The 22,673-nt window shown below is 75.3% G+C and carries 4 protein-coding genes; all 4 read right to left on the minus strand.

Annotation, left to right across the window (positions count from 1 at the left end):
* Positions 1-85: 85 nt before the first annotated feature.
* Genes NMK34_RS18920 through NMK34_RS18935 form a run of 4 tightly spaced genes read right to left on the minus strand, consistent with a single transcriptional unit; the run spans position 86 to position 22,543 of the window.
* Entirely contained in the window at positions 86-1,309 is a 1,224-nt protein-coding gene (locus NMK34_RS18920) for a cytochrome P450 (RefSeq protein WP_318334559.1), read from the minus strand.
* Positions 1,306-8,490 carry a non-ribosomal peptide synthetase gene (locus tag NMK34_RS18925; RefSeq protein WP_318334560.1) on the minus strand — a complete coding sequence of 2,395 codons (7,185 nt, stop codon included), beginning with the start codon at positions 8,488-8,490 and terminating at the stop codon, positions 1,306-1,308. The genes NMK34_RS18920 and NMK34_RS18925 overlap by 4 nt, the downstream gene beginning before the upstream one ends.
* Positions 8,487-16,373, minus strand: coding sequence for a non-ribosomal peptide synthetase (locus NMK34_RS18930; RefSeq protein WP_318334561.1), 7,887 nt, complete (start codon positions 16,371-16,373; stop codon positions 8,487-8,489). The genes NMK34_RS18925 and NMK34_RS18930 overlap by 4 nt, the downstream gene beginning before the upstream one ends.
* Positions 16,370-22,543 (minus strand): non-ribosomal peptide synthetase, encoded by a 6,174-nt coding sequence (locus tag NMK34_RS18935; protein ID WP_318334562.1) that lies wholly within the window; start codon positions 22,541-22,543, stop codon positions 16,370-16,372. Before NMK34_RS18935 ends, NMK34_RS18930 begins: the two co-directional genes overlap by 4 nt.
* Between the last annotated feature and the right edge of the window lie 130 nt (positions 22,544-22,673).

Consider the following 22,673-nt stretch of genomic DNA (forward strand, 5'->3'; position numbering starts at 1 on the left):
CCTTCTCGTTCGGTTCCTCGGTTGGGACGGATCCCGGCCGGGCGGCCGGGGGGTGTGCGGCGCGGGCCCGGGTGGCCCGCGGGTGTCAGAGCCGGACCGGCAGCGCGGCGAGGCTGCGGTTGAGCAGCGACGGCTGCCACCGCACCTCGGTGCCGGCGAGCGCCAGGCCGGGCGCCGCGGCCAGCAGGTCGGTCAGCGCGGCGCCGGCGACCAGCCGGGCCAGCGGGGCGCCCAGGCAGAAGTGCCCGCCCTGCCCGAAACCCAGGTGCGGGTTCGGGTGCCGGCGCAGGTCCAGCTCGTCCGGGCGGTCGAAGCGGGCCGGATCCCGGTTCGCCCCGGCGGTGACCACGTAGAGCCGCTGGCCGGCGCGCAGCCGCCGCCCGGCCAGCTCGACGTCGTCCTTGACGTGCCGGATGGACATCTTGGACGGCCCGTCGAAGCGCAGCAGTTCCTCCACCGCCACCGCGGCCAGCTCCGGTTCGGCCCGCAGCAGGGCGAGCTGGCCGGGGTGGCGCAGCAGGTTCCAGGTGCCGACCGCGATCAGGTTGCTGGTGGTCTCGCCACCGGCGAACGCCACGTGGGTGAGCATGGCGACGAACTCGTCCTCGCTCACCGACTCGCCCACCAGGCCGTTGGCGAGCGCCGCGCTGATCAGGTCCTCGCGGGGCGCGGCCCGCCGGGCCCGCACCAGCACCCGCAGATAGTCGAACAGGTCCAGCAGCGCCTGCTGCGAGCGCTCGTGCTCCTCCGGCGACTGCACCGAGCCGAGGGCCAGGTCGCCCACCTCGATCGCCCAGCGCTGGAACATCGCGGTGTCCTCGGCCGGTACGCCCATCCAGGCCGCGGCGACGGTCGCCGGGAGCGGGCGGGCGAAGTCGGTCACCAGGTCGATGGTGCCCTCGCCGCCGCCGGCCCGGGCGGCCAGCCGGCTCACCGCCTCCTGCACCATCGGGCGGTTGCGCCGCACCTGCCGGGCCCCGAACGCGCCGCGGAAGACGCTGCGCAGCCGGCGATGCTCGGGCGGGTCCACGAAGACCATCCAGCCCGCCATGATGGAGAACGCCCGGGCCGCCTCGGGGCTGAGCAGCTCCAGCGGCGTCTGGGCCAGCATCGGGCTGATCCGGTCCGCGGAGATCTCCGGCATCGTGTAGCAGGCCGCCGCGGGCTCGTACCCGGTGACCAGCCAGGCCCGGTGCACCGGGCTCCAGTGCACCGGTTCGGCGGCCCGCAGCGCGGCCAGGTACGGGTACGGGTCGGCGACGAGGTCGTCGTCCAGCAGGTAACGGTCGGTCAGGATCGCGGTGCTCATGCCGTACGCTCCAGCAGCTCGGCGGCGAGGGCGGCGACGGCCGCCACGCCCGGTTCGGTGACCATGCTCCGGTGGGTGCCGGGCAGGTGGTGGACGGTGAGCGCGTCCGGGAACATCTCCCGGCAGCGCCGCTCGTAGGCGGACCCGTTCTCCCCGGCGACCACCGAGGGACGGCCCGGTCCGGCGGTGGCCGCCTCGGCGGTGACCAGCAGGTGCGCCGGCCCGCGGTAGGGCTGCGGGCGGTAGCCGGCGGCGGCGCGCAGCAGCGCCGTCCACATCGCCACCGGCCAGTCGGCGCCCAGCTCCGCCTCGGACTCGTCGACGCCGGCCGCCAGCAGCGTGGCCACCAGCTCACGCTCCTGGCTGAGCCGGGCCGGGGTGCCCGGTGTCAGCTCCCGGATCGCCGCGCGCATGGCGACCGCCCGGTCGAGCAGGTCCAGCGCCTCGGTGACGGCGAACATGCCGGTCTCGTCCGGCACCGCCGGTTCGAGCAGCAGCAGGACGTCCACCCGCTCGCCGGCGGCGGTCAGCCGGATCGCCATCTCCTGGGCGATGTTGGCGCCCATCGACCAGCCGAGCAGCGCGTACGGGCCGTGCGGCTGGTGCGCGCGCAGCTCACGCAGGTAGTCGTCGGCCAGGCCGGTCATCGTGTCGGCGTCGACGCCGCCGTCGATGCCCCGGGCCTGGAGGCCGCGCACCGGCCGGCCGGCGGGCAGCGCCTGCGCCAGCGGCAGGTACCAGGCGACGCTGCCGCCGCTGGGGTGCACGCACCACAGCGGACGCAGGCCGGGGTCACCGTCGCGCAGGGTCACCACCACGCCGCCCTCGTGCCGTACCGCCGCTCCTTCCGGGCCGCGGTCGCGGGCGGCGATCGCGGTGGCCAGCGCCGCGACGGTCGGGTGCTCGACCAGGTCCGCCACCCCGACCGGCAGGCCCAGGTCGCAGGCGCGGGCGGCGAGCCGCACGATGGCCAGCGAATGCCCGCCGAGGTCGAAGAAGTCGTCGTGCACGCCGACCCGGTCCAGCCGCAGCGTCTCCGCCCACAGCTTCGCCAGCGTCGCCTCGACCTCGGTGCGCGGCTCCACGTACGGGCGTTGCGGCACCGCCGTCGGCTCCGGCAGCGCGGCCCGGTCGAGCTTGCCGTTGGCGGTCACCGGCAGCGCGTCCAGCGCGACGAACGCGGACGGCACCAGGTAGGCCGGCAGCCGCTCACGCAGCCAGCGGCGCAGCACGTCGGCGTCGGGCAGGTCCAGCCCGGCGACGGGCACCAGGTACGCGACGAGCCGGGCGTCGCCGGGCTCGTCGGCGCGGGCGGCCACCGCCGCCACCGCCACGTCGGGGCGCGCGGACAGCGCCGCCTCGATCTCGCCGAGCTCGATGCGCCGGCCCCGGATCTTGACCTGTCCGTCGACCCGCCCGCCGAAGTCCAGCGTGCCGTCGGCCCGCAGGCGTCCCCGGTCGCCGGTGCGGTAGAGGCGCCGCCCGCCACCGGCCGGGTCCGGCACGAACCGGCCGGCGGTCAGCGCCGGCTGCCCGAGGTAGCCGCGCGCCAGCGCGTCGCCGCCCAGGTAGATCTCGCCGGCCACGCCGACCGGCACCGGGCGCAGCGCGTCGTCGAGCACCAGCACCGTGGTCCGGGCCAGCGGCCGGCCGATCGGCACGCTGACCGCGTCCGCCGGCAGGTCACGGACCTGGTGCGCGGTGACGATGAAGATCGTCTCGACCGGGCCGTACCCGTTCACCAGGCGCAGGTGCGGCCAGCGCGCGGCCAGATCCCGGCAGTGCGGCGCGGACGCCGCCTCCCCGCCGAAGACGATCTGCCGCAGCTCCCCCAGCTCCGCCGGCACCTGCTCCACCGCCAGGTTGAACAGGGTGGTGGTGAGGAACGCGGTGGTCACGCCGTGCCGGCGGATCGCGGCCACGATGCCGTCCGGGGTGAGCGGTTGCGCCGGATAGAGCGCACAGGTGCCGCCGTGCAGCAGCGGGCCGAAGATCTCGAACAGCGCCGCGTCCCAGTTGACGCTGCTCAGGTGCAGCACCGTCTCGTCCGGGCCGAGGTGGGCGAAGTCCTGCCCCAGCAACGAGTCCACGATCGCCCGGTGGGTCACCGCGATGCCCTTGGGCCGTCCGGTGGAACCGGAGGTGTAGAGCACGCAGGCCACGTTGTCGGCGTCCGGCCCCGGTGCCGGCGGCCCGGCCGGCTCGCCGGCGAACGTCTCCTCGGCCAGCGTGACCACCGTGGCGGCCCCGGCCGGCACCTGGTGCCGCCAGGCCGGCTGCGCCAGCACCAGGTCCACCCCGGCGTCCGCCGCGAGCAGCTCCAGGCGGGCACGCGGGTCGCGCGGGTCCAGCGGCAGGTACGCCGCGCCGGACTTGAGGATGCCGAGCATGCCGACGATCAGATCCACCGACCGTACCGCGCAGAGCCCGACGATCCGCTCCGGACCGGCGCCGTGCCGCCGCAGGTGGTGCGCGACGCGGTTGGCCCGCGCGTCCAGCTCGGCGTAGCTCAGCGTCGTCCCGTCGAGGGCCAGCGCGACCCGCTCCGGCCCGGCGGCGACCCGGGCGGCCAGCACGTCGACCACGCTGCGCGGGTCCGCCGCGGCGGCCGCCGCCGGGGTCCGGGTCGCGTCGCCTGCGGCCGGTACGCCCGGCGCCGCCTGCGGGTCGGCGACCATCGCGGCCAGCAGCGCGCAGTACGCGTCGGCGAGCCGCTCCACCTCCCCCGGCGACATCCGCCCGGCGTCGGCCTCGACGGACACGCCCTGCGGGCCGGTGGTGACCATCAGCCCGAAGTTGGTCCGGGCGATCTCCTCGATCTCCTGCTTGTGCTCGCTGCCCAGCGCGTGGAAGTGCACGTAGTTGAAGGCGGTGTCGACGAGCACCTCACCGGCCCACCGGCCACGCTGCACCTCGGCGAGCGGGAACCGGCGGTGCGGCAGCAGATCCCGTTCGGCGGCGAACACGTCCCGGAGCAGCCCGAGCCAGGTCGTCGCGGACGACCGGACGCCGAAGGGCACCACGTTGAGGAACAGGCCGCGCATGCCCTCCGCGCCGGCCCGCTCGGGCCGCCCGTTCGTGGCGAAGCCGGTCGAGTACGCCTCGCCGTCGGCGAGCTGGCCCATCAGGTGGTAGTAGGCGGTGAACAGGACCGTCTTGCGGGGCACCCCGGCGCGGGCGGCCAGCGCGTCGATGCCGTCGCGCAGGTGCGCGTAGTCGCGTACCACCTCGCACGTCGACTTGTCGGCGGGTGCCGCGCCGACCGAGCGGGGTACCCGTACCGGCGGGAACCGCTCCACCATGTCGTCCCAGAACGCCCGGGCCGCCGGGTCGTCCACCGCGGCGCGTTCCAGCGCCACGTACTCGGCGAACCGCGGCACCGGACCGGCCGCCGGCTCCGGGCCCACACCGGTGACCGCGCGGCGGTGCCGGTCGACCAGCTCGGCGATGAGCGAGGTCAGGCTCCAGCCGTCCAGGACGGCGTGGCAGTCGGTGATGGTGAGCCGGTACTCGGCGTCGTTCAGCACGTGCACGTGCAGCCGGATCAGCGGCGGCTCGGCCAGTTCGAACCAGCGCACCGACTCGGCGTGCAGGTACTCCCGGACCCGCCGGGCCTGCTCCGCCCCGGTCAGGCCGCGCAGGTCGTCCACCCCGACCGGCAACGCGGCCCGCTCGTGCACCAGTTGCAGCGGCTCCTCGTAGGAGCTCCAGTCGAAGCCGGTGCGCAGGATCTCGTACCGGTCGGCCACCGCGTCCGCCGCGGCCTGCATGGCGGCGGCGTCGAACCCGGCCGGCTCCTGCACCCGGAAGCTGGTCACGTTGTGGTACGCGCCCTTGCCGGCGTCGGCGAGCAGCTCGTAGAGCATGCCCTGCTGCATCCGGGTCAGCGGGTACGCGTCGGTCAGGCCGGCGGGCAGCCGGTCCCGGTCGGCCGGCGCGACCATCGCGAACGGCTCCACCGGCCCGGCCGTGGCGGAGTCGCCGCCGGCGGCGGCGTCGACGGCCCGGGCCAGCTCGCCGAGCGCCTGGTGGGCGAACACGTCGCGCAGCGCCACGGTGAGACCGCGCCGCTCGGCGAGCCCCACCACCCGCAGCGCGAGGATCGAGTCCCCGCCGAGGTCGAAGAAGCGGTCGGTGACGCCGATGCGGTCCACGCCGAGGGCGGCGCACCACACCTCGGCCAGCGCCCGCTCGGTGGGGGTGGCCGGCGGGACGTGCTCGCGGGTGGCGTCCAGCGCCGGGCCGTCGGCGTCGGGTAGCGCCCGCCGGTCCACCTTGCCGTTCGCGGTCAGCGGCAGCGCCGGCAGCACGGTGAACGTGGCGGGCACCATCGCCTCGGGCAGCCGGTCGCGCAGCCAGCGCCGCAGTTCCTCACCGGTCAGCCCGGCGCCGACCACCAGGTACGCGTGCAGCCGGTGCTCGCCGCTGCGGGCGCCCCGGGCCACCACGGCGGCCTGCGCGACGGCGGAATGACGCAGCAGCGCGGCCTCGACCTCGCCCAGCTCGATCCGGTGCCCCCGGATCTTCACCTGGTCGTCGGCGCGTCCCCGGTACTCCAGTTCGCCGCCGGGCAGGTGGCGGGCCCGGTCGCCGGTGCGGTAGAGCCGCGCCCCCGGGACGGTGGAGAACGGGTCCGGCACGAACCGCTCCGCGGTCAGCCCCGGCCGGCCCAGGTAGCCGCGGGCCAGTCCGGCGCCGCCGACGTACATCTCGCCGGTGGCCCCGATCGGAACCGGCCGCAGGTGCCGGTCCAGCACGTGCACGGTCAGGTCGCCGAGCGCCCGCCCGATCGGGGAGACGGCGTCGCCGGTCAGGTCCGCGGCGGTGACCAGGCGGTGGGTGACGTGCACTGTGGTCTCGGTGATGCCGTACATGTTCACCAGCCGCACCCCGGCGCCCGGGCCGTCCAGCCAGCCGTCCAGTTCGGGCAGGTCGAGCTTCTCGCCGCCCAGCACCACGTGCCGCACGCCGAGGCCGGCCAGCGGCCGGTCGCCGAGCGCCGCGCGCAGGTTGCGGAACGCGCCCGGGGTCTGGCTGAGCATGGTCACGCGTTCCCGCGCCAGCAGGCCGGCGAAGCGCTCCGGGTCGCGGGCGGTGTCCCGGTCGACGAGCACGACGGTGCCGCCCCGGGTCAGCGCGCCCCACAGCTCCCAGACGGAGAAGTCGAAGGCGTACGAGTGGAACAGGCTCCACACCCCGCCCGGCGGCAGGTCCAGCGCGTCCACGCAGGAGTCGAGGAGGCGGACCACCTGCCGGTGCGCGACACCCACGCCCTTGGGCCGGCCGGTGGAGCCGGAGGTGTAGATGACGTACGCGAGGTGGTCGGCGTCGGTGACCGGCTCCGGATCCGTCGTCGGCTCACCGTCGAGCGTGTCCAGGCGCAGCACCCCGGCCGGCGCCACCGGCACCCGGTCGGCGAGTTCCGGTGAGACCACGGCCAGCCGTACGCCCGCGTCGGCGACCACGTACGCGAGCCGGTCCCGCGGGTGCTCCGGGTCCAGCGGCACGTACGTCCCGCCGGCCTTGAGGATGCCGAGGATGCCGACGGCCAGGTCGGCGTCGCGGCGCACGCAGAGCGCCACAGTCGTCTCCGGCCCGACGCCGGCCGCGCGCAGCCGGTGCGCGAGCTGGTTCGCCCGCGCGTTCAGGCCGGCGTAGTCGACCCGCTGCTTCCCCGCCACCACCGCGACCCGGTGCGGGTCGGCGGCCACGTGGCGGGCGAACCGCTCGTGCAGCAGGTCCGTCGAGGGGTACTCGCGGACCGGGGCGGTCCAGCCGGCGATCCGGCGGCGCTCGTCGGCGGGCAGCAGGTCCAGCTCGGCCAGCGGGGTGTCCGGGTGGGCGACCGCCTGTTCCAGCAGCCGCAGGTACTGCCCCGCCCAGCGCCGCGTGGTCTCCGGGCGCCACAGGTCCGCCCGGTGGAAGAAGGCGGCGGCCAGCCCGCCGGGGCGGCGCGCGGTCTGCAGCATGAGGTCGAACTTGACCGCGTCGAGGTCCAGGTCGAACCGCGCGCCGGTGACCGCGCCGAGGCGTACCGGGCGGTCGTCGGCGTCGTCGTCGAGGCTGAACATGGCCTGGAACAGGGGTGTGCGGTCGAGGCTGCGGTCCGCGCCGACCCGGTCGACGACCCGCTCGAACGGCGTCTCCTGGTGGTCGTACGCGCCGAGGGCGTCGGCGCGGACCCGGTCGAGCAGGTCGCCGAAGGACGGGTTCCCGGCCAGGTCGGCTCGCAGCACGAGCGTGTTCACGAAGAAACCGACTACCTGTTCGACCTCCGGCCGGGTCCGGCCGGCGACCGGGGTGCCGACACCGAAGTCGACCTGCCCGCAGAGCCGGGACAGCAGCACCTCGAACGCCGCCAGCAGGACCATGTACAGGGTGGCGCCGCGCTCCTTGGCGAGCTGCTCCAGCGCGGTCACCAGCTCCGGCCCGACGGTGAAGTCGCAGGTGGCCCCGGCGGTGGAGCGTCCGGCCGGGCGGTCGCCGTCGGTGGGCAGCGCCAGCGGCGGCAGCCCGGCCAGCCGGTCGGCCCAGTACGCGAGATCCCGCTCCACCCGCTGCTCGGTGGCGGTGCGGCGCTGCCAGGCCGCGTAGTCGGCGTACCGCACCGGCGGCTCGGGCGACGGGTCGCCGGTGTAGAACGCCTCCAGGTCGCGGACCAGCACGCCCATCGACCAGCCGTCGGCGACGATGTGGTGCAGGGTCAGCAGCACCACGTGGTCGGTGGGCGTGAGCCGCCACCCGGTGACCCGGAACAGCGGGCCGGTCTCCAGGTCGAACGGCTCCCCCGCCGCCGCCCGGGCCGCGACGGCGACCTCGGTGGCGTCGGTGGCGACCCGCCAGTCGACGCCCGCCCAGCCGTCCAGGATGTCCTGGCGGACCACGCCGTCGACGACGGTGAACCGGGTGCGCAGCGACTCGTGCCGCCGGACCAGAGCCGCGAACGCCGCGTCGAGCCGCTCCCGGTCCAGCGGCCCGGTGAGCCGCCACGCGACCGGGATGGTGTACGCCGCGCCGGCGCCGTCGAGCCGGTCGAGGAAGACCAGGCGTTCCTGTCCGAAGGAGACCGGCAGGTCACGGGTGCCGCTGCCCCGGGTGATCCCGGCCGGGGCGGTCGCGGGGGCCGCTCCGGCGAGCCGCCGGCGGAGCAGCTCGTGCTGGGCGGGGGTGAGGGCGGTCATCGGGTCTCCTCCAGTTTCCGGGCGAGCCGGGCGATGGTGCGGGCTTCGAAGAAGGCGCGCAGGGTCAACGGGGCGGCCAGCCGGTCGCGCAGCCGGGAGATGACGCGCAGGGCGGTGAGCGAGTGGCCGCCGAGGGCGAAGAAGTCGTCCTCGACGCCGACGTCGGGCCGGTCCAGCAGCTCGGCCCAGATCTCGGCGATGACCCGCTCGGTGTCGGTGCGCGGGGCCACCCGGTCCACGGCGGGCCGCCCGGCCCGGATCTCCGGCAGCGCCGCCCGGTCGACCTTGCCGTTTCCGAGCAGCGGCAGGGCGTCGAGGACCAGCAGCTCGGCCGGGATCATCGCGTACGGCAGGCGGTCCTCCAGGTGGCGGCGCAGGTCCGCCTCGGTGACGCCGGCGCCCGGGATCCGCTGGGCGTAGCCGGCGAGCCGCCAGCCGTCCGGTCCGTCCGCGCGGGCCACCACGGCCGCCGCGCCGACCCCGGGGTGAGCGGCCAGGGCGGCCTCCACCTCGGCCGGTTCGACCCGGACGCCGCGTACCTTGACCTGCCGGTCCAGCCGGCCCCGGAACTCCAGCGTCCCGTCCGTCAGCAGGCGGGCCGCGTCGCCGGTGCGGTACATCCGCGCGCCGGGCGGTCCCGCCGGGTCCGGCAGGTACGCCGCCGCGGTGAGGCCGGGCCGGTTGCGGTAGCCGCGGCTGACCCCGGTGCCGCCGATGTGCACCTCGCCGAAGACGCCCACCGGCACGGGGCGCAGCGCCTCGTCGAGCACCCGCACGTACGTGCCGGGCATCGGCACGCCGATGCTGACCGACTCGTGGGGCGTCCCCGGGTCGAGGTCGGCGACAGTGGTGGTGACGGTGGCCTCGGTGGGGCCGTACTGGTTGACGACCCGGCGCAGCGCGGGCAGCGCGGTGTGCACCTTGGCGAGCAGCTCCGGGGTGCACGGCTCGCCGCTGAGCACCAGCAGCCGCAGCGCGGGCAGCGTCGCCGCGGCGACGTCACCGGCGTCGAGGAGCTGGTGCAGCAGCGACGGGACCATGCTCAGCAGCGCGGTCGGCGCGGGCCGGCCGGGCAGGTCGGTGGCGATCGTGGACAGGTCGGAGCGTTCGGCGATCAGGACCGTCGCGCCGACCGTGAGCGGGCCGACGCAGTCGCGCAGGAACGCGTCGAAGGCGGGCGAGGCCCGTTGCAGGACGACGTCGCCGGCGCCCAGCCGGTAGTGGGCCAGGACGGTGTCGAGGTACGCGGTGACCGCGCCGTGCTCGGCCAGCACGCCCTTGGGTCGTCCGGTGGATCCGGAGGTGTAGACCAGGTAGGCGAGCCGGGCGGGGTCGGCGGCGACGGCGGGCGGGTCGGCCGGCAGGACGTCGGTCCGGCTCCGGGCCAGCGTCTCCGGGTCGAGCACCAGCCGTACCCCGGCGTCGTCGGCGAGCTGCGCCAGGCGGCGCGGCGGCAGGTCCGGGTCGAGTCCGACGAACGCCGCCCCGGCCTTCCAGACGCCGAGTACGGCGACCACCGTGTCGACGCCGCGGGGCAGCCGCAGGCCGACCCGGTCCTCCGGGCCGACGCCCCGCATGCGCAGATGGTGGGCCAGCTGGCCGGCGCGCCGGTCCAGCTCCGCGTAGGTCAGCTCGCCGCCGGGGCCGACCAGCGCGGTGGCGTCCGGGGTGGCGCGTACCTGGTCGGCGATGCGGTCGGTCAGCGACCGGAACGGCGCGGCCGGCCGGGTCACCGCGGCCGGCGCGACCGGGTCGGCCAGCGGCAGGTCGCAGATCCCGGCCGCCGGTTCGGCGGCCACGGCCCGCAGCACCCGCTGGTACGCCCCGGCCATCCGCCGGATCGTGTCGGCGTCGAAGATGTCCGTGGTGTAGTCCAGCGAGCCGGTCAGCCCGTCCGGGCCGCGCACCAGCTCCAGGGTCAGGTCGAGCTTCGCCGCGCCCCGGTCGACCGGGTGGGCGGCGCCGTCGGCGGATCCGAGCCGCAGCGTGTCCAGCGTCCAGTCGTTGTAGCTGAACAGCGCCTGGAACAGCGGCGAACGGCTCAGGTCCCGGTCCGGGCTCAGCTCCTCGACCAGCCGCCCGAACGGCAGTTCCTGGTGCTCGTACGCGGCGAGTGCGTCGTCGCGGACCCGGCCGAGCAGTTCGGTGAAGGTGGGGCGGCCGGTCAGGTCCGCCCGCAGCACGAGCGTGTTGAGGAAGAACCCGACCACGTCGCGGACCTCGGGCCGGTCCCGCCCCGCCACCGGCGTGCCGACAGCGAAGTCGTTCTGGCCGCTCCAGCGGCCCAGCAGCACCTGGTAGGCGGCGAGCAGCGTCATGAACAGCGTCGCGCCGTGCGCGGCGCCGAGCCGTTCCAGCGCGGCCACGGTGTCCGGCTCGACGTGGAAGCCGACGCTCGCGCCGGCGCCGTCGCGCACCGCCGGCCGGGGCCGGTCGGTGGGCAGCTCCAGCGTCGGCAGGCCGGCCAGCCGCTGCCGCCAGTGGGCCAGTTCCCCGCGCAGCCGGTCCCCGGCGAGCCGCTGCCGCTGCCAGGCGGCGAAGTCGGCGTAGCGGACCGGCGGCCGGGGCACGGCGGCCCCGTCGTACCCGGCCTCCAGCTCCCGCACCAGCACCGCCGCCGACCAGCCGTCGGAGACGGCGTGGTGCATGGCGAGCAGCAGCAGGTGGACGTCACCGGCACGCCACAGCACGGCCCGGAACAGCGGCCCGGTGGTCAGCGCGAACGGCCGCCGGGCCTCCCGGGCCAGCGCGTCCGCCGCCTCGGCCTCGGTGGCGGCGACGCGCCGGTCCAGGCCGTCCCAGCCGGGCAGCACGTCCTGGCGGACCACGCCGTCGGCGAGCGTGAACCGGGTACGCAGCGACTCGTGCCGGTCGACGAGCACGTCGAGCGCGGCGGCCAGCCGGTCGGCGTCCAGCGGTCCGGTCAGCCGCCAGGCCAGCGGGATCGTGTACGCCGGGCCGGCGCCCTCCAGCCGGTCGAGGAAGACCAGCCGTTCCTGCCCGAAGGAGACGGGCAGCCCGGTGGTTCCGGTGCCCCTGCCGATCGGGGTGACGACCGGCTCGGCGTCGTCGAGCAGGCGGGCCAGCCCGGCGATGCTGCGGGCGGTGAACAGGTCCCGGAAGGTGAGTTCCCGGCCGGTGCGGGCGGCGACCGCGCCGACCACCTTGATCGCCAGCAGCGAGTGCCCGCCGAGGGCGAAGAAGTCGTCGTCCATGCCCGGGTCGGCGACGCCGAGCACCTCGGTGAAGATCTCCGCGAGGTGCCGTTCCAGTTCCGTGGCCGGCTCGCGGCGGCCCGCGCCGGCGGCGTACGACGGCTCGGGCAGGGCGGCCCGGTCGACCTTGCCGTTGCGGGTCAGCGGCAGCTCGTCGAGGACCACCACGGCGGCCGGCACCAGGTACGCCGGCAGCGTCCGTCCGAGGTGGGCCCGCAGGTCGCCCAGTTCCGCCGGGTCGGCGGCGACGTACGCGACCAGGCTGAGCACGCCGGCCCGGTCGGGGCGGGCGAGCACCACCGCGTCCCGGACCGCCGGGTGACGGCGGACCGCCGTCTCGATCTCGCCGGGCTCGACCCGGAACCCGCGGACCTTCACCTGGCCGTCGGCCCGGCCGACGAACTCCAGCACCCCGTCGGCGGTCCAGCGCACCAGGTCACCGGTGCGGTAGACCCGGCCACCGGGCGCTCCGAAGGGGTCCGGCAGGAACCGCTCGGCGGTGCGGGCGGGCGCGCCGACGTACCCGCGGGCCAGCCCGGCGCCGCCGAGCAGCAGCTCACCGACCACCCCGACCGGGACGGGCCGCAGCGCCGGGTCCACCACGTACGCGGTGGTGTGGTGCATCGGCCGGCCGATCGGGACGCTGCCCGCGCCGGCCGGCGCGGTGACCGGGTGCCAGGTGCCGAAGGTGGTGGACTCGGCCGGGCCGTACATGTGCAGCAGCCGGCCGGGGCCGCCGTGGGCGAGCAGGCCGTCCACGGCGGCCGGGTCGGCGGCCTCCCCGCCGAACAGCACGTGCCGCAGGCCGCCCAGGACGTCCGGGCGTTCCCGGGCGACCTGGTGGAACAACGCGGTGGTGAGGAACAGCGTGGTGACCCGGTGCCGCGCCAGGTGCGCGGCCAGGGCGGCGGCGGACAGCGCCACGTCGGGCGGGGTGACCACGAGCGTCGCCCCGGCGACCAGGGTGGCCCACACCTCGAAGGTGGCCGCGTCGAAGACCGGGTTGGCGGCGAAGGCGACCCGGTCGTCCGGCCCGAGGGTCAGGTACCCGCCGTCGTGGACGGTGCGGACCAGACCGCGGTGGGTGATCCCGATGCCCTTGGGGCGGCCGGTGGAGCCGGAGGTGTAGACGACGTAGCCGAGCTGCTCCGGGTCGACCGGGATCGCCGGGTCGGTCGCCGGCCGCCGGTCCACCTCGGCGGCGTCGCGGACCAGGTCCACGACGCGGCAGTCCAGGCCCGCGCCGTCGTGGTGCCCGTCGGCGGTGACCAGCACCGTGGCGCCGGTGTCGGCGATCATGTGCCGGCTCCGGTCGGCCGGCTGGTCGGCGTCCAGCGGCAGGTAGGCGCCGCCGGTCCGGAGCACGGCGAGCTGCGCGCGGACCAGGCCGGCGCCGCGGGGAAGGCTGACCGCCACCACGGTCTCCGGGCCCACGCCGAGGGCGATCAGGTGGTGGGCCAGCCGGTTCGCCTGCCGGTCCAGTTCGGCGTACGTCCACACGACCGGGCCGTCGACCACCGCGGGACGGTCGCCGCCGGTGGCGACCCGGTCGGCGACGAGGTGGTGCAGCGGCCGGGCGGGCAGCTCCGGTGTGGCGGCGGTGCCCGCCGCGCGCAGCGCGTCCCACTCGGCCGGGTCGACGGCCGGCCAGTCGCCGAGCCGGGTGCCGGGGTCGTCGGCCAGCGCGTCGAGCAGCCGGGCGTACGCGCCGGCGAGCCGGTCCACGGTGGCCGGGGTGAACAGGTCGGTGGCGTACTCGAACAGGCCGGTCAGGGTGCCGTCGGGCGCCTGGTCGACGAAGAGGGTGAGGTCGAACTTGGCGGTGCGCCAGCCCAGCGGCAGCTCGGTCACGGTCCGCCCGGGCAGCCGCAGCGCGGTCACCGCGGTGTCCCGCAGCGCGAACATGGTCTGGTAGACCGGGGTGCGGCTGAGATCCCGCTCGGGCCGCAGCTGCGCGACCACCTGCTCGAACGGCACGTCCTGGTGGTCGTAGGCGCCCAGGGTGGCCGCGCGGACCCGCCCGACCAGCTCGGCCAGGGTGGGGTCGCCGGTCAGGTCGGCGCGGACCGCGAGCGTGTTGACGAAGAAGCCGACGACGTTCTCCAGCTCGCCGCGGGTCCGGCCGGCGACCGGGGTGCCGACGGCGAAGTCGTGCTGGCCGCTCCACCGTCCGAGCAGCGCCTGGAACGCGGCCAGCAGGACCGTGTGCACAGTGGTCCGCTGCTCCCGGGCCAGCGCGGCGAGCCGGGGCAGCGCGTCGTGCGGCAACGCGAAACGGTGGGTGGCGCCGTCCGCGCCGAGCACCGCCGGGCGGGGCCGGTCGGTGGGCAGTTCCAGCGCGGGTACGCCGTCGAGCGTGTCGCGCCACCAGTCCAGTTCGGCGGCGACGCGGTCCGGGCTGAGGTCGGCGCGCTGCCAGCGGGCGAAGTCGGCGTAGCGCACCGGCGGCGCGGGCGGCGTCGCGCCGGCGTACGACTCGGCCAGCTCGCGCGCGACGACGCCGAGCGACCAGCCGTCGGCGACCAGGTGGTGCAGCACGAGCAGCAGCACGTCGTGCCCGGGCAGGCGGACCAGCGTGGCGCGCCACAGCGGCCCGGCCGCCAGGTCGAACGGCTCGCGGATCAGCGCGGCGGCCGCCTCGTCGGTCCAGGCGGCGGCGTCGAGCCGGGTCAGCGCGACGGTGGGCTCCGGGTCCACCACCGGGGTGTCGCCGGTGAAGCGGGTACGCAGCGCGTCGTGCCGGGCGGCGAGCCGGTGCAGGGCCCGGCGCAGCGTGTCCTCGTCGAGGTGCCCGTCGACCCGCCAGGCGACCGGGATGACGTAGCTGGGGCTGTCCGGGTGGATGCGGTGCAGGAACAGCAGCCGCTCCTGGCCGAACGACGCCACGGCCGGGGCGTCGTCGCCGCCGGCGACCAGTGCCGGCGCAGGGTCGGTGGCGGGCGCGTCCGCGACGGTCTCGGCCAGGCCGGACACGGTCAGTCCTTCGAACAGGTCGCGCAGCGACACCTCCACGCCCAGTTCCTCGCGCAGGCGGGCGATCAGCCGTACGGCCAGCAGGGAGTGCCCGCCGAGGGCGAAGAACGTGTCGTCGACGCCGACCCGGGCGACGCCGAAGACGTCGGTCCAGACCTTGGCGAGGCGTTCCTGGACCGGGTTCTCCGGGGCCCGGTACGCCACGGCCATCTCCGGGCGGTCCGGGGCGGGCAGCGCCTTGCGGTCCAGCTTGCCGCTCGGGGTCAGCGGCAGCTCGGCCAGCGGCACGAACGTCGACGGCACCATGTAGCCGGGCAGCCGTCCGGCCAGCCGGTCCCGCAGCTCGCCGACGTCGAGACGGTCCCCGACGACGTAGGCGACGAGACGCTTCTCGGCGGCCTCGCCGGTGGCCACCACCACCGAGGCGCGTACGCCGGGCTGGTCGTCGAGCACCGCCTGGATCTCGCCCAGCTCGACCCGGTTGCCGGCGAGCTTGACCTGCTCGTCGACCCGGCCGAGGTAGTCGACCACGCCGGGGCGGTGCCAGCCGGCCAGGTCGCCGCTGCGGTACATCCGCCCGCCCGGCTCGCCGTACGGGTCGGGCAGGAACCGCTCGGCGGTCAGGCCCGGCCGGCCGACGTAGCCGCGTGCGAGCTGTACACCGGCGAGGTACAGCTCTCCGGGGTCGTCACCGGTCACGGGACGCAGCTCGGAGTCGAGGACGTGCAGCTGGGTGTTGTCGACGGCAGCGCCGATCGGCACGCTCGCCCCGGTCCACTCCGGCCGGCAGGCCCAGGCGCTGACCTCGATGGATGCCTCGGTCGGACCGTACAGGTTGTGCAGCTCGACGTCGGGAAGGACGCGCAGCACCCGGTTCTGCAGGTCGGTGGGGAGTGCCTCGCCGCTGGCGAGGATGCGGCGCAGGCTGTGGCATCCGGCGACGCCGGGTTCGCCGGCGAACAGCGCCAGCATGGTCGGGATGAAGTGCACGCTGGTGATCTCCCGGCTGCGGATGATCTCCACCAGGTACCGGGTGTCCCGGTGCCCGCCGGGCCGGGCGAGGATCAGCCGCGCGCCGACGGTCAGGGGCCAGAACAGCTCGTGCACGGACACGTCGAAGGCGTACGGGGTCTTCTGGAGCACCCGCTCGTCGGAGGTCATGCCGTACTCGTGCTGGCCCCAGCGCAGCCGGTTGACCACGCCCCGGTGCTCGACGACGACGCCCTTGGGCCGCCCGGTCGAGCCGGAGGTGTACATGACGTAGCAGGCGTTGCGCTCGTCGACGGCGACGTCGCACGGCTCGGCGGACTCGTCGGCCGTGTCGGCGACAGTCAGTTCCGGCAGGCCGGGCAGGCCCAGGTCGACGTCCATGCCGGGGCCGCGGACCACTGCCACCGCGCCGGCCTGACCGGCCATGTAGGTCAGCCGGTCGGTGGGCAGTTCCAGGTCCAGCGGCAGGTACGCCGCGCCGCTCTTGAGGACGCCGAGCAGGACGACCAGCAGGTCCAGGGACCGCTGGGCGCCGACGGCGACGACCGTCTCGGGCCCGGCGCCGCGGCGGCGCAGGGCGTGGGCGAGCCGGTTCGCCCGCCGGTCCAGCTCGCGGTAGGTCAGCTCCGCGCCCTCGAACTCCAGGGCCACCGCGTCCGGGGTACGCCGGACCTGCGCCTCGACCAAGCCGTGGATGGTGCTCATGCCTGCTGCTCCTTCAGTGCCTGCTCGACGTCCTCGTCGCTCATCGCGGCGATCTCGGCCATCAACCGGTCCTCGACTGCCACCGCGAGTCGCGCCACGGTGGGCTGTTCGAAGAGGGTGCGGACGGCCACCTCGCAGCCGAAGACCGCGCGCAGCCGGATGGCGACCCGGGTGGCGAGCAGGGAGTGGCCGCCCAGGTGGAAGAAGTCGTCGTGGATGCCGATCCGGTCGACGCGCAGCACCTGCCGCCAGACGTCCGCGATCGCCTCCTCGGTGGGCGTACGCGGCGGTTCGGTGCCGGCGCCGGGCGCGGCCCGGTAGCCGGCCGGGTCGGGGAGCCGGTCCCGGTCGACCTTGCCGCCGACGGTGCGCGGCAGCTCGTCGAGGACGATCACCACCGCCGGCACCATGAACCCGGGCAGCCGCTCGCTCAGCCGGTCGCGCAGGTCGTCGACTGAGACCGCGTCGCCGGCCAGGTAGGCGACGAGGCGGTCCTGCCAGGCGATGACGACCGCGTCGCGTACGCCCGGGTGTTCCCGCAGACGGGCCTCGACCTCGCCCACCTCGACCCGGAACCCACGCACCTTCACCTGGCCGTCGGCCCGGCCCCGGAACTCCAACTGCCCGTCCGCCCGCCACCGCACCAGGTCCCCGGTGCGATACAACCGGCCACCCGGCTCACCACCGAGCGGGTCCGGCACGAACCGCTCCGCCGTCGCACCCGGCCGGCCCAGATAACCCCGCGCCAACTGCGTACCACCGACGAACAGCTCACCCACCGCACCCACCGGCACCTCGGCCAGCGAGCCGTCCAGCACGTACAACGCCCGGTCCCCCACCGCCCGGCCGATCGGCACCGCGCCGTCCACTGCGGACGGCACGTCGTAGACGGTGGCGCTGATCGTGGTCTCGGTCGGGCCGTACGTGTTGACCACCGCGACGTCCGGGTGGTGCCGCCGCCACCAGGCCAGGTCGGCCGGGCGTACCTCGTCCCCGCCGAGCACCAGCAGGCGCAGCGCGGCCGGGCTCCAGGTGGGTGCGGAGGTGCCGTCGGCGGTGACCTCGGCGATCAGCTCGGTGAGGTAGCCGGGGACGACCTCCATCACCGTCACCCGGTGGCGTTCCACGTCGGCGACGAGCTGGGCCGGGGCGACCAGGCCGTGCTCGGGCAGCACCAGCGCCGCCCCGCAGCTCAGTGCGGGGAAGATCTGCTCGACGGAGGCGTCGAAGGCCAGGGCGGCGAACTGGAGCACCCGGTCGGCCGGGCCGAGCCCGAAGCGGCGTCGCATCCGGGACACGTGCGCGGCCATCGCCGCCCGCGACACCCCGACGCCCTTGGGCCGGCCGGTCGAGCCCGACGTGTAGATCACATACGCCAGCTGGCCGCCGTCCACCGGCACACCCGGGTCGTCGTCCCGGCCACCATCGGGCAAGTCGCCGTCCAGCACCACGCTCACGCCGAGGTCGGAGGTCAGCAGTTCCCGCCGCTGCGCCGGCCAGGACGGGTCGATCGGCACATACGCGCCACCCGCCTTCAGCACACCCAGCACCGCCACCAACATGTCCACCCCACGCGGCAACCGCACACCCACAAGCGACTCCGGACCCACACCACGACCCCGCAACCACCACGCCACCCGATTGGCCCGCGCGTTCAACTCCCCGTACGACACCACCCCACCAGCAGCAACCACCGCCACCGCACCCACACCACGCCGCACCCGCTCCTCGAACCCCACCACCGGATCCACCACCCGGCCCACCACCTCCGGCGCACCGAAACGCCGCAACACACCCCGCTCCCCCGACGGCAACCCCAACCCACCGACCCGCACACCCGGATCAGCCACCACCGCCACCAACAACTCCCGACACCGACCCACCAACCGACCGATCGACACCGCATCGAACAGATCCGTCCGGTACTGCACGAAGCCGCCGGCCGCGCCGGGGTCGGTGGTGAAGGTGACCATCAGGTCGAACTTGGTGACGTCGAACGGGATCTCGGCGGGACGCAGCCGGGCGGCGCCGAGCCGGGGCGCGGCGATCGAGCGCACCTCCAGGTCGAACATGGCCTGGAACAGCGGGGACCGGCCGGCCTCCCGGTCGGGGCGCAGCTCCTCCACCACCCGCTCGAAGGGGAGTTCCTGGTACTGGTAGGCGTCCAGCGCCCGGTCCCGGACCCGGCCGAGCAGCTCGGTGAACGTCGGGTCGCCGCTCAGGTCGGCGCGCATCACCACTGTGTTGACGAAGAAGCCGATGACGTTCTCCACCTCGGGCCGGGTACGTCCGGCCACCGGCACCCCGACGCCGAAGTCGTCCTGCCCGGTCCAGCGGGCCAGCACCGCCTGGAAGGCGGCCAGCAGCGTCATGTAGAGCGTGGCGCCGTGCGCACGGCCGATCCGTTCCAGCGCGGCCACCAGTTCGGGATCCAGGGTGAACTCGTGGGTCGCGCCGGCCCAGGACGGGCGGGCCGGCCGGGGCCGGTCGGTGGGCAGTTCCAGCGCGGGCAGGCCGGCCAGCCGCTCGCGCCAGTGGGCCAGTTCGGTGTCGAGGCGCTCGCCGGTGAGTTCCCGGCGCTGCCAGCCGGCGTAGTCGGCGTACTGCACCGGCAGTTCCGGCAGCGACTCCCCGGCGTAGGCGGCGCCCAGTTCGCGTACCAGCACGCCCATCGACCAGCCGTCGGAGACGATGTGGTGCATGGCCAGCACGAGCAGGTGGTCCTCCGGCCCGAGCTGCCAGACCAGGGCCCGGAACAACGGGCCGGACGCCAGGTCGAACGGGCGGTGCAGCTCCCGCTCGGCCTGCGTCACCGCCTCGGTGTACGGGTCGGCGGCGGATCGGGTGTCGTACCAGTCGGCGGTCACGTCGCCGATGGCGGCGACCCGCTGCACCGGCTGTGTGTCGACCACCGGGAAGGTGGTCCGCAGCGACTCGTGCCGGTCGACGAGCTGCCGCAGCGCCCGGTCGAGCCGGTCCCGGTGCAGCGGTCCGTCCACCCGCCATGCCAGCGCCGCCATGTAGTCGGGCGCGTCGGGCTCCAGCCGGTGCAGGAACCACATCCGCTCCTGCGCGAACGAGAGCGGGAAGTCGCCGCTGCGCCGCAGCCGGGTGATCGCAGGCGCGGCCCCGGCGGTGGACGCGGGCAGCGCGGCGGCGAACTCGGCGATGGTCGGGTGGGCGAAGAAGGTCCGCACGTCGACGGGACGGTCGAGCGCCTTCACCAGGCGGGCCACCGCGAGGGTGGCGAGCAGGGAGTGGCCGCCCAGGTCGAAGAAGTCGTCGTGGATGCCGATCCGGTCGACCCGCAGCACCTGCCGCCAGACGTCCGCGATCGCCTCCTCGGTCGGGTTACGCGGGCCCTCGAAGCCCACGCTCACGTCCGGACGGTGGCCCTCCGGGTCCGGCAGCCGGTCCCGGTCGACCTTGCCGCCGACGGTGCGCGGCAGCTCGTCGAGGACGATCACCACCGCCGGCACCATGAACTCGGGCAGCCGCTCGCCCAGCCGCCGCCGTACCTCGTCGGCGGTCACGCCGTGCGAGGCCAGGTAGGCGACGAGGCGGTCCTGCCAGGCGATGACGACCGCGTCGCGTACGCCCGGGTGTTCCCGCAGACGGGCCTCGACCTCGCCCACCTCGACCCGGAACCCACGCACCTTCACCTGGCCGTCGGCCCGGCCCCGGAACTCCAACTGCCCGTCCGCCCGCCACCGCACCAGATCCCCGGTCCGGTACAGCCGGCCACCCGGCTCACCACCGAACGGGTCCGGCACGAACCGCTCCGCCGTCGCACCCGGCCGGCCCAGATAACCCCGCGCCAACTGCGTGCCACCGACGAACAACTCGCCCACCGCACCCACCGGCACCTCGGCCAGCGAACCGTCCAGCACGTACAACGCCCGGTCCCCCACCGCCCGGCCGATCGGCGGCGCACCGGTGAGGCCCAGCGGAAGGTCGGCGACCGTCGTGGTGACTGTGGTCTCGGTCGGGCCGTACGCGTTGAGCACTGCCACGTCGGGGCACCGGGACGCGAAGCGGTCCACGTCGCCGGGGCGGACACGGTCTCCGCCGAGCACCATCAGCCGCAGGTCGCGCGGCACCTCGCCGTCCCGTTCGGTCAGCTCGGCGACCAGCTCGCCGAAGTACGCCGGCGGCAGGTTGGCAAGCGTCACGCCGTGCCGGGCCAGCAGCGGCAGCAGGGTGGCCGGGGCGACCAGGCCGTGCTCCGGCAGCACCAGCGCCGCGCCGCAGCTCAGTGCGGGGAAGATCTGGTCGATCGAGGCGTCGAAGGCCAGTGCGGCGAACTGGAGCACCCGGTCGGCCGGGCCGAGCCCGAAGCGGCGTCGCATCCGGGACACGTGCGCGGCCATCGCCGCCCGCGACACCCCGACGCCCTTGGGCCGGCCGGTCGACCCCGACGTGTAGATGACGTACGCCAACTGCCCGTCCGCGACCGGCACACCGGGGTCGTCGTCCCGGCCACCGTCCGGCAGCTCGCCGTCGAGCAGGAGTTCGAGCCCGGCGTCCGCGCGGACGACGTCGACACGTGCGGCCGGCCAGGACGGGTCGATCGGCACATACGCCCCACCCGCCTTCAACACACCCAGCACCGCCACCAACATGTCCACCCCACGCGGCAACCGCACACCCACAAGCGACTCCGGACCCACACCACGACCCCGCAACCACCACGCCACCCGATTAGCCCGCGCGTTCAACTCCCCGTACGACACCACCCCACCAGCAGCAACCACCGCCACCGCACCCACACCACGCCGCACCCGCTCCTCGAACCCCACCACCGGATCCACCACCCGGCCCACCACCTCCGGCGCACCGAAACGCCGCAACACACCCCGCTCCCCCGACGGCAACCCCAACCCACCGACCCGCACACCCGGATCAGCCACCACCGCCACCAACAACTCCCGACACCGACCCACCAACCGACCGATCGACACCGCATCGAACAGATCCGTCCGGTAGACCAGCGTCATGGCGAGTTCGTCGCCGCGCGGCTGGGCGAACAGCGACACCGCGAACAGCGCCTTGGGGCGGTCGGTCTCGAAGTCGGTGAAGCGCAGCGGTCCGGCCGAGGGGCCGTCGCCCGGCACGTTCTGCATCGCGAACCAGGCGTCGATCAGCGAGTCGGTGTCCGGCCGCTCGGGCCGCAACTCGCGGACCACCCGCTCGTACGGGACCTCCTGGTGGTCGAGCGCGTCGAGGGCGTCGTCGCGGACCCGGCCGAGCAGCTCGGCGAACGTCGGGTCGCCGCTCAGGTCGGCGCGCGTGACCACCGTGTTGACGAACAGGCCGATGAGGTTCTCCACCTCGGGCCGGTCCCGGCCGGCCACCGGGGAGCCGATGCCGAAGTCGTCCTGCCCGCTCCACCGGCCCAGCAGCACCTGGAACGCGGCCAGCAGCGTCATGTAGAGCGTGGCGCCGTGTTCCCGGCCGACGCGGTGCAGGCCGGCCACCAGTTCCGGGCCGAGGACGAACTCGGTGGTCGCCGCCGCGTGCGAGGGTCGCTCCGGGGCGGGCCGGTCGGTGGGCAGGGTCAGCGCGGGCAGGCCGGCGAGCCGGTCACGCCAGTAGTCCAGGTCGGCGCGGAGCCGGTCGCCGTCGAGCTCGCGGCGCTGCCGCTCGGCGTAGTCGACGTACCGGACGGGCAGGTCGGGCAGGGGCTCGCCGGCGTACGCGGCGGCCAGCTCGCGGGCCAGCAGGCCGACCGACCAGCCGTCGGAGGCGATGTGGTGCGTCGCCGCCAGGACCACGTGCTCGGTGTCGGTGAGCGTCCAGACGACGACCCGCAGCAGCGGTCCGGTCGCCAGGTCGAACGGCCGCTCCGCCTCGGCTTCGGCCGCCCGGGCCACCTCGGCGGCCGAGGTGGCGGCGCGCCAGTCGACGGGGGTGCCGGCCGACGGTGGCAGGACGACGCGGGGCATGCCGTCGCGTTCCACGAAACGGGCGCGCAGCGCGTCGTGCCGGTCGACCACCGTGTCCACCGCCGTCTGGAACCGTTCCCGGTCGAGCCGGCCGTGTACCCGCCACATCGGAGTGGTGACGTACGCGGTGTCGCGACCACCGGCCAACCGGTCGAGGAACCACATGCGGTGCTGGGAGAACGACGGAGAGTAATCAACCTGGACACAGTTCTCTAGCTGGCGCAATTCGAATTCTCCTCGACTGGAAACCGGCAGGCGACAAGCGATTACCGACGCAGGCGATTGCGTCGGCGCGCAATTCGGTCAGACATCCCGAAGCGCCATGCCCATTCATTCACCCACCGGGCGAAATGCA

The organism is Micromonospora sp. BRA006-A, assembly GCF_033433935.1.
Classification (GTDB): Bacteria; Actinomycetota; Actinomycetes; order Mycobacteriales; family Micromonosporaceae; genus Micromonospora; species Micromonospora aurantiaca.

Bases quoted from the DNA above. Each gene is read 5' to 3' on its own strand.
- NMK34_RS18920 (WP_318334559.1), bottom strand. From the start codon at position 1,309: ATGAGCACCGCGATCCTGACCGACCGTTACCTGCTGGACGACGACCTC.
- NMK34_RS18925 (WP_318334560.1), bottom strand. From the start codon at position 8,490: ATGACCGCCCTCACCCCCGCCCAGCACGAGCTGCTCCGCCGGCGGCTC.
- NMK34_RS18930 (WP_318334561.1), bottom strand. From the start codon at position 16,373: ATGAGCACCATCCACGGCTTGGTCGAGGCGCAGGTCCGGCGTACCCCG.